This is a genomic window from Bacillus sp. FSL K6-2944 (genome assembly GCF_038005385.1).
In the GTDB taxonomy this organism is placed as follows: domain Bacteria; phylum Bacillota; class Bacilli; order Bacillales; family Bacillaceae_G; genus Bacillus_A; species Bacillus_A cereus.
Genome location: NZ_JBBOTE010000016.1, coordinates 1 through 7,970 on the forward strand (window position 1 = coordinate 1; position 7,970 = coordinate 7,970).

Genomic DNA, 7,970 nt, shown 5'->3' on the forward strand with positions numbered 1-7,970 from the left:
CCCTTGTGCCTTCTTCTTTACGAAGTTTGGCACACTCATTCGCAACGTTTCAGCTGACTGCTGTAATTTTGCGAATTCCTCATCGCTCACACGAAAACTAATTTGTTTGCGCTCTTTTCGGCTCGGATTCTTCCGAAAATCGCTAGCAAACTTGTTATCTTGTTCACTCATCAAGTCCCATCCCTTCATTCCGTTTGCAACGGAAGCGCCAATCAAAATTGGTCGTGTTATCTCCAATTTTATCATTGCCGCAAGGGATTTGGCAAGCGTCGCATTTGCTAGCCACTTCGTGACGCAAATACAGCTTGTCGGGGGTTTCCCCCAATCCCCCTTTTATTTTTTGCTTACGCAAAAAATGGCTCGCTACTGCTAGCCATCAAAATCTTGGGCGTTGCCCAAACCCACTGGGGAACTCTTCCCCAGACCCCCTATAAAAAACACCCCCAACCCCCTCATTTTTTTGAGGGGGCTCCCTCGCCGGTTGGCGTCCCCAAAACGAATCGTTTTGGGGACTGCCGAGAGGGTGGAGAATCAACTTCACGCGTCAATTCCTTAATGCTCTTTTCATGGATCAGCACAAACCGCTGAACCATTCCAGTCCGCTTACCATTGACACTTACCGCTTATTCGGCCTTTACCAACAGTCGTATTAGGAGCATAATCAGAATTTTGCGGATTTGCAACATTAAGATAAACATCTTTGTATCAATAGAGTTTACTCCTATTGATACAAAATAAAATCAGACTTGATGGCATCTCATATAACTTGTCTCAAAAATCTTGACATTATAAATCCGCATTTTCGGGACTCTATCCCAACATAAGAAGTTTAATAATAAGAAGGCAAAAAACTTTATGAAGTTTAACAAATAAAATAAAATGAATCCCACAACATCACTATTCAAATTAAGACTATATTTTATTTGATATGATTTTGAAATTGAAACGAACACGTAGGAAAAAAGTAAAAGAGAGGAAAATCAAGAAAAAATGGGTCATTAATTTAACGTCTATTTTTGAAGAATTACTAAAGTACACTAAAACAATAGAAAGTACCTGGCTATTTCCTTCTCGTAAAGGAAATCAACCTATTAGTAAATCAAACCATCCCAACAATTACAAAAATCTGGAGATTTTTTCGACATAAAATCGCATGGTACACATACTATACAAAAAACTTCGGTTATTGGTTTTACAAACAAACGATATTATAAATATTAGAAGATATTTTAAATCACAGTACACCGCAAATCACATTAAAATATATTGGAATCAATAAAGAAGAAAAAGATAACATACTGGATACTTTTCGTATCTAATTTCTAATATTTACACTTCTTTTTCCCCTTTATATCCCATTATTAATTTTGATTCATTGATTAAATGCTTCCACCAACACTATTAATAGCCATCATTATACCAACAAAAACAGTAATAATAATAGAAATAAGACTAGAAACTTTAATCTTTTCAATCAATACAATGTATAGAATAAACAATGAATAAAATATAAAAATATTCAAAGAGATAAAATCACTAGGAACACCAAAAAAGTATAAAAAATTTGTAAAATGATTACCTGTTAATAAATTTAACAATCCAACTATAAAATTACCAATTGCAATAGGAATATATATATGAATCAATAAAGAAAAAGTTTCTCTATAACTCATCTTCTTTTTAAATATTTTCAAACCTAAAAATACAATAACACTAAGTACAATAAAACTTAAAATTAAAAACACTAAAGAAAAACCATATACAATCATAAAAAATGTAGTATTATGAACATCAATAGCAAGGTTAGGCGGTAAATCTTTAAAAGACAAAGCCATTTTTTGTATTGTTAATTCTTTAACAGAATATAAATACACCATAGCAGATAATACATACACTAAAAAAGGAAATAAAACTTTATTTTTGCCTTGGAAAAATACCCTTGGTTTCGTAAAAAATAAAACTATGTTGTTCAAATTCCATCTCACCTATCTTGTTTTTTTGAAATTATAAAAAGTTAGAACATAATACTGGAGTAATATATGTTTCTATACATGCTGCTATAAAAAAACATAAAAAAATAATTATTAATCTTTTCAAGAAAAAAGATAATTTATATTTACCACTCTCTAATATAAGATTACAAATCAATTGAATTCCCAGTACAGCACTTAATAAAATAGCTGGAATTTCAATAATTCCATGTGGTAATAAGTATAAAATATATGCCCAATCAAAACTTAAACTTTTTAAAGCTATACCAAGAGAAACGCCATTATTTATTAATAAAAATAATGTACTAAATCCTAAAGTAAAAACTCCAAAAGAAATTAACATCAAACTAACTTTAATATTTTGAAAAAAAATACCCCAAAAATCTGGATTAAGTTCTTTAACACTAGGTTTATGAGGATACACCTCTGTGATCAAAAAACCACATAAAATACTAAGTACAAAAACAGATAAACATATAAAAAATATATTTGTACCATTTAATTTTCTTCTTAAAAATTCCATATTTATACCTCAATATTAACTAAAAATGATAGGGAGAATTGTCATTTTTTTTTAAAAATAATTATTAAGCAAATGCACCATCTGCTCCTAATAGAGCCGGTATTGCTGCAGCTGGAACAGTAACCATACCAGCAGAAGCTAATACAGAAACAACAAATGCAGCCGAACCTGCAGTTAATATTGACCATACTAGCCAACTAGGAGGATTTATGATTCCAAATTCTCTCAAAATAGCTGATACATCAAAGGTACCATTTCCTTTAACTGAAATTGCAAACATTATCGCAATAGTTGTTAAACCAAATAATAACAAAATCGTTTTATTATACTTACTAGTTAAATTCATAATAAATTTCCTCCTTTTAAAAATCACTTAAGTTAGTAAACTATTGTGCAGCTCCTACAGCTCCAGCAAGAGCTTCCCCTGCCCATAAAGGTAAAAAGAAGATTCCAGCTCCAGCTAAAATAGCAAAGACTGCACCTGCCGTAGTTACACCCATTAAAGAATAAACTAACCATTTTGGTGGATTCATCATTCCAGCTTCTTGTAAAATAGAAGTAATATCAAAATTATTCTGACCTTTTACTAGAAAAATAAATGCAACAGCTAAACTAGATAAACCAAATAATAGCATAATCGTTTTATTACTTTTAATACTAGATAACAATATATTACGCTCCTTCTATTTTCTCCCTATCTACCAGTATTCTAACACTATTTCCCAAATTAACAAGAAAAATTTTCAAAAAAAAAAACAAATAAAAGGGTGAACTCTTTTATAAGTTCACCCTTTTATTTTTCTTAAAACATCACTTGTCTAGTTTTTCTAATTTCTTTATTTTCCTTTGGTTTTTCATTAATAAAAACCAAAATATAAACTGTCCTGTAGAAAAAATAATAAATGGTATTCCAAGTTTATCATTTTCTATAAGGTTATATATAGACCAAATTAATAAAGAAAGTGAATAAAAATGACCCATAAATTTAGTTGCAATAGTTGCTTGATGTACATAAAGCTCGTCTGGTTTTTTCATTGCTAATAACCTCCAATTACTTACTCTCTAATAAAAAAATTTCCTCAACATGTTTATTGAAATACTTAGCTATCTTTAAAGACAGCTCTAAACTAGGATTATAATGATGATTTTCAATCGCAATAATAGTTTGTCGACTTACTCCTAAATAATCTGCCATTTCATTTTGTGTAATTTGTCTTTCCTGCCTTAAAATTTTAATACAATTCTGTACATTCATAGTATCACCTATCTTTGTAGACATATATTTAAATACATTATAACATTAAAAGGAAATAAGTAAAGATATCTTTACTTATTTCCTTTTAAATACCAAATGTTGATTATTAATATAATTTATTCTCTTATTAAATTTCTTTTCTTAAATAAAATTATCATACAAATTAATGAAATAAGATTAATAATTACTCCTATTTTATATCCCATTGTTAACAAACCTATTCCAAATAAAACCATTACCATTAGTAAAATATTTAATAATATTTTCATTTAAATCACTCCTTAAAATCAAAAATAAATGTAAATAACCCTCTATGTATATATTATACATTCCTAGTAGACATAATGTCCTATTATCGGTAGCGAATCCAACGGCTTCCCCTTACTCCTGTAAGGGGTTTCCTTCTTTCGACCTTTTTTTCTTTATACACGTTTTTATACATTCCTTATACCGTGCGGTTTTTGGCTTCCCTATGCCTCGTCACATTCTTCTCTTTTTTGCATACAATCCTGCATAAACATATCCATTTTTTATTCCTTATTTTTTCGATGTATTTGACATCTTTCATAGCAAGGGAATGCTTGTATGCTGATTTGTACTGCATTCCCTTATTATATGTATGTTATATATCTATTCTCTTTTTTCCGACATTATGACTTCCAAAATTGCCACCACTTTTTTGATTGAGTAGCTACAATCCATTTCTTCACCTCTTGCGTTTCTCGAACATATTGCATAAGTAATTGATCTCGGTCCTCTAATCTATGAAAAATGCGTAGCTCACTGCGAAACAACTCCCGTTTTATTTCTGCCAATAACTCTTGTTTTAATTGCGCCCTCTCTGTTTGCCAATCTATATCTACTGAGCGGGGGGTGCTCTGTGGAGTAGGCAAGACTTGTTCTTGCTTGCTTAATACGTGTTTAATTGCATATTCTAACTTTTCCCCTTGGCTTTGTAATTCTTTTATTTTTTCTAATATGAGCACGTCCCGCTTTGTAAAAGCCCTACTTTCTTGTTCCCCTTTTGAAAATATGTATCCTTGTTTTTCAAGCTCCAAACACCACCGACGCAATGTACTGTTCCCCATTTGTAAATGTTCCGCCACTTCATGATTCCAATATGCTTTTTCCAACTGAGCACCCCCTGCTTACTATTTCAGTCCTCTTTATTTTTATTCAAGCAGGGGGTGCTCAGTTCCTTTTAAAACGATTTTCCTTGTTTTTGGGTGAGAGAGCTGGCTGGGGGTTTGGGGGCTAGCCCCCAAGAATGTAACGTAACAACATATAGAGTAAGTCTATTTCATAGAACGATAGAACAAAGTGGTTCGGCAGGTACAATTGCTAATCCAAGTCGAATGCACAAATTCCTCGTTTTTGGTCTGATCGGCTTGGCGAAAGAAAACCCCCTGCCGAAAAAAGTTAGGCAAGGACAAGAAAAAAAGTTATAAAAACATAATTATGTTTTTATAACTTTTTTTCTTGAAGGTGGAGATTTTCTGAAGCAAAGCGAAGGAAAATACTACCTGTTCCTTGCGGAACTTTTAACTATAAATATAAGAGTGAGATAGGTGAAATAAAAAAAGTCAATAATATCAAGGGTTTATAAGACATTAGGTGTGAATTTTTTTTCACACCTGTGTGAAAAAAAATTCACACCTAAAAAACGGAAAAACACAAAAAAAAAAAGATGTCAATACTAAATTAACATCTAAAATAAATAAATTGGTAATTTATATTTTTTAGTATCACCATTTATTTTAAAATTCCTTAGTGACTTTTTAAAAATATGTTGAGTTGCCCTATCAATACTATCTTTAGGCGAACAACACATAATATTTGGATTCACAAACCATGTACGACTAGTACAAATCCTTCCATCATCAGTAGTCATTCCTGATTCCGCAACGCCTAAAACACCTTTCTTTAATAAAGAATTCATTATTTTAGAAACACTTTCTCTTGTTTTACCAAGCTTTTCAGCTAGATAACTAGGTGTTGCAGCATTTGTATCAATTTCATTATCACCATTGTTTTTTTCAATGATTACATTAGTTTTAAATTCTAAATAAGAAGAAATCTGTAATAAAAATGCTTGCTCTGCATTTGTAAAATATCCAATACGGTTTAAATATTCCATATTATCCATTATAATTTGCACAAATCTCACCCTATCCGTAGGATTTTTCTTTTTACCTATGAAATACTTTTCTCCACCAGTAGCTTTACTCAATAACTGCAAAAGCATTACTTTCTCTTCTTCCGAATAACCACCCACTTGCAATTGTTCATAAATACTATCAATCCGAGTATCTCTTATTTTTGCCTTTTTTTCAGCATCTACAAAATTAACAATCTTTTTACTCATTGTTCCACTCCTTATGTGTAGAAGGAGTTCGTTCAATATGATAGAATACATACTTAGAATAATATTTTATCTAATAAAATATCCTTAATAAAGAACAACTCCAATCTATCTATTGATAAAAAACTCCCTTAAGTTTCCAACGCTTGTGAGGGAGTTTTTTATTTTACAAAAAATTCTATCTATCATTATAACATGGAAATATTGTCTAAAAATAATAGAAAAACATTCCATATGCTGGTTTCCTATACCAATTTATTATCTACTCTACTAACGATAACGTTTGGTTTTATCTTTCACAAATGTAAATGCAAAGATAAATGCCCACAGCCCCATTCCACCCATGATAACTGCCATCACAAGCCAACCCCACTCAAATGTTTGCGACACTTTTTCATATAGCTTTGCTAAACCCAATACTTCCCATAATCCATATTTCATCCCTGTTACAAGAAGAACTGCAATCAAGGCATACAACAGAACTTGTACAACAGATACACATACTTCTTCAATCTTCTTTGTCTTAATCCGTATATTTTGTACTTCACTTGTTTTTTGCTCTATCTGATGTACTTTGTGATAAAAATCAGTCACAAGCCTATCTGTCTTTTTCTCAAAACTTTCCCCTACACTCTTATTCATTTGCTGAAAATAATGGTTTAACGTTTCCCTCAGATTATCTCTCAAAGCTTGGTCCACTTCTTTCAATTGCTCGACTTTGTTGTTCAAGTTCTCGTTGTTTTTTCTGTTCATTTTGCTGACGGAGAGTATTTGCTCGCTCACGAGCTTGTTGTTCTTCTCGATACTTTCTGCTAATTGGTCGATACGTTGCGCGATCAGTTCGTTCTGATGTTCTATCTCCGACATTCTCACCCGATAATTGATTTGTTCGCTTGTGCTCATTTCCGTCGATAGATTGTGTTCTTGTTTTGCTTTCTCCAATTTGTCGCTCAAAGCCACGTTCCATCCCTCCTATTTCATAGTCATACCCTAACTTACTTCCTCGCACCCATTTTAAGGACTCAGGATGCTTATAGGAGATTGTTTCGCCTCTTAATCTAGTTTTGATACCTAAATCATCTAGAAACGCTGTAAGGCCCTTTATATCGCTCGTACGCGTTTTCCCTATATCAACCGCTTGTCGTATTTCGTCTTTCCATGATGTTTTTCCTTTTTCTAACAATGATTTCTCCGCTGCCGTGTACCGTACTGCTGCTTGTTTTTCTACGACGACTGACAATCCTCGTGCCTGACAAATCCTATCATTCTCACTTTTTATCAAGTCTCGTTGTTTGTTACTACTATGATACTTTTTACCAGTTTCGATATTAACGGAGTTTATCACGATATGATTATGGATATGTTCTGTATCCGCATGCGTATAAATCACAACTTGATAATCTTTGGCAACAGATTGAGCTAACTCTAAGCCAATGCTATTGGCTTCCTCTGGTGTAATCTCTCCAGGTTTAAAGGACTGAATAATGGTATGCGCCTGAACTCCCTTATCTTTTCCATACAACATTCTTAATTCCTTAAAATTTGATTTCACATACTCCACATCACAATTATGACCACTTTTTTCTACTGCTCGTTTTTCCGCATAATTGATCGTTTTGCTTGCTGATTTTGTGTTTCCTAGTTTAGTTGTTGCCATAACTCATTCACTTCTTTTCGTAATTGCTCGATATTGTAATTTAAACGTGGCCAATCTACATTTCCCTCTTTATGCGCATGACAATATTTTGCAATTTGATTCATATTATTTCCCATCTGACCCAAATTCCTCGCAATCATTTGACTCGTCTCCTTATCAAATTTCGGAGAAATTAAACGACT

General features: G+C 32.3%; 13 protein-coding genes and 1 pseudogene. 1 reads left to right on the forward strand and 13 read right to left on the reverse strand.

All coding sequences use genetic code 11. The features are described 5' to 3' along the window. On the reverse strand, positions 1-171 hold a 171-nt coding region (locus MHH55_RS35980), incomplete at its 3' end, for a plasmid mobilization protein (RefSeq protein WP_445661844.1). Between the two features lie 760 nt (positions 172-931). On the opposite strand from MHH55_RS35980, the pseudogene MHH55_RS35985 reads away from it, so the two are divergent. Beyond that, a pseudogene (locus MHH55_RS35985) lies at positions 932-1,319 on the forward strand (tyrosine-type recombinase/integrase); the annotation flags it as partial. Positions 1,320-1,379: 60 nt separating this feature from the next. On the opposite strand, the gene MHH55_RS35990 reads toward MHH55_RS35985, so the two are convergent. From MHH55_RS35990 to mobC, 12 genes are all read right to left on the reverse strand, one after another. Then, positions 1,380-1,973, reverse strand: a complete 594-nt coding sequence (locus MHH55_RS35990; protein ID WP_176116682.1) for a YIP1 family protein — start codon at positions 1,971-1,973, stop codon at positions 1,380-1,382. A 31-nt stretch (positions 1,974-2,004) separates the two neighbouring features. Further along, the gene (locus tag MHH55_RS35995; RefSeq protein ID WP_078187732.1) at positions 2,005-2,514 is read right to left on the reverse strand and encodes a stage II sporulation protein M; all 510 of its coding nucleotides are present in this window, start codon (positions 2,512-2,514) and stop codon (positions 2,005-2,007) included. Positions 2,515-2,578: 64 nt separating this feature from the next. Next, entirely contained in the window at positions 2,579-2,860 is a 282-nt protein-coding gene (locus MHH55_RS36000) for a hypothetical protein (RefSeq protein WP_217700453.1), read from the reverse strand. 40 nt (positions 2,861-2,900) lie between these two features. Beyond that, the gene (locus MHH55_RS36005) at positions 2,901-3,182 is read right to left on the reverse strand and encodes a hypothetical protein (RefSeq protein WP_078187731.1); all 282 of its coding nucleotides are present in this window, start codon (positions 3,180-3,182) and stop codon (positions 2,901-2,903) included. A gap of 142 nt (positions 3,183-3,324) precedes the next feature. Further along, positions 3,325-3,549 (reverse strand): hypothetical protein, encoded by a 225-nt coding sequence (locus tag MHH55_RS36010; RefSeq protein ID WP_078187730.1) that lies wholly within the window; start codon positions 3,547-3,549, stop codon positions 3,325-3,327. Positions 3,550-3,565: 16 nt separating this feature from the next. Further along, positions 3,566-3,769, reverse strand: a complete 204-nt coding sequence (locus tag MHH55_RS36015; RefSeq protein WP_078187729.1) for a helix-turn-helix transcriptional regulator — start codon at positions 3,767-3,769, stop codon at positions 3,566-3,568. Between the two features lie 116 nt (positions 3,770-3,885). Next, a complete protein-coding gene (locus MHH55_RS36020; protein WP_176116680.1) occupies positions 3,886-4,038 on the reverse strand; it encodes a hypothetical protein in 153 nt (50 codons plus the stop codon). A gap of 381 nt (positions 4,039-4,419) precedes the next feature. Further along, positions 4,420-4,902 (reverse strand): DUF3967 domain-containing protein, encoded by a 483-nt coding sequence (locus MHH55_RS36025; RefSeq protein ID WP_176116678.1) that lies wholly within the window; start codon positions 4,900-4,902, stop codon positions 4,420-4,422. Between the two features lie 575 nt (positions 4,903-5,477). Continuing rightward, positions 5,478-6,134, reverse strand: coding sequence for a MarR family transcriptional regulator (locus tag MHH55_RS36030; RefSeq protein WP_078187736.1), 657 nt, complete (start codon positions 6,132-6,134; stop codon positions 5,478-5,480). Between the two features lie 267 nt (positions 6,135-6,401). Then, complete coding sequence (locus MHH55_RS36035; RefSeq protein WP_078187735.1) at positions 6,402-6,818, reverse strand: hypothetical protein; 417 nt, start codon at positions 6,816-6,818, stop codon at positions 6,402-6,404. Next, positions 6,808-7,788, reverse strand: a complete 981-nt coding sequence (locus tag MHH55_RS36040) for a relaxase/mobilization nuclease domain-containing protein (protein ID WP_078187734.1) — start codon at positions 7,786-7,788, stop codon at positions 6,808-6,810. The genes MHH55_RS36035 and MHH55_RS36040 overlap by 11 nt, the downstream gene beginning before the upstream one ends. Further along, a partial coding sequence (gene mobC / locus MHH55_RS36045) for a plasmid mobilization relaxosome protein MobC (protein WP_340882888.1) occupies positions 7,770-7,970 on the reverse strand: 201 nt, incomplete at its 5' end. The genes mobC and MHH55_RS36040, both read right to left, overlap by 19 nt.

Coding starts and splice junctions, on each gene's coding strand:
- MHH55_RS36040 (WP_078187734.1), bottom strand. CDS start 7,788: ATGGCAACAACTAAACTAGGAAACACAAAATCAGCAAGCAAAACGATC.
- MHH55_RS36000 (WP_217700453.1), bottom strand. CDS start 2,860: ATGAATTTAACTAGTAAGTATAATAAAACGATTTTGTTATTATTTGGT.
- MHH55_RS36015 (WP_078187729.1), bottom strand. CDS start 3,769: ATGAATGTACAGAATTGTATTAAAATTTTAAGGCAGGAAAGACAAATT.
- MHH55_RS36020 (WP_176116680.1), bottom strand. CDS start 4,038: ATGAAAATATTATTAAATATTTTACTAATGGTAATGGTTTTATTTGGA.
- MHH55_RS36010 (WP_078187730.1), bottom strand. CDS start 3,549: ATGAAAAAACCAGACGAGCTTTATGTACATCAAGCAACTATTGCAACT.
- MHH55_RS36030 (WP_078187736.1), bottom strand. CDS start 6,134: ATGAGTAAAAAGATTGTTAATTTTGTAGATGCTGAAAAAAAGGCAAAA.
- MHH55_RS35995 (WP_078187732.1), bottom strand. CDS start 2,514: ATGGAATTTTTAAGAAGAAAATTAAATGGTACAAATATATTTTTTATA.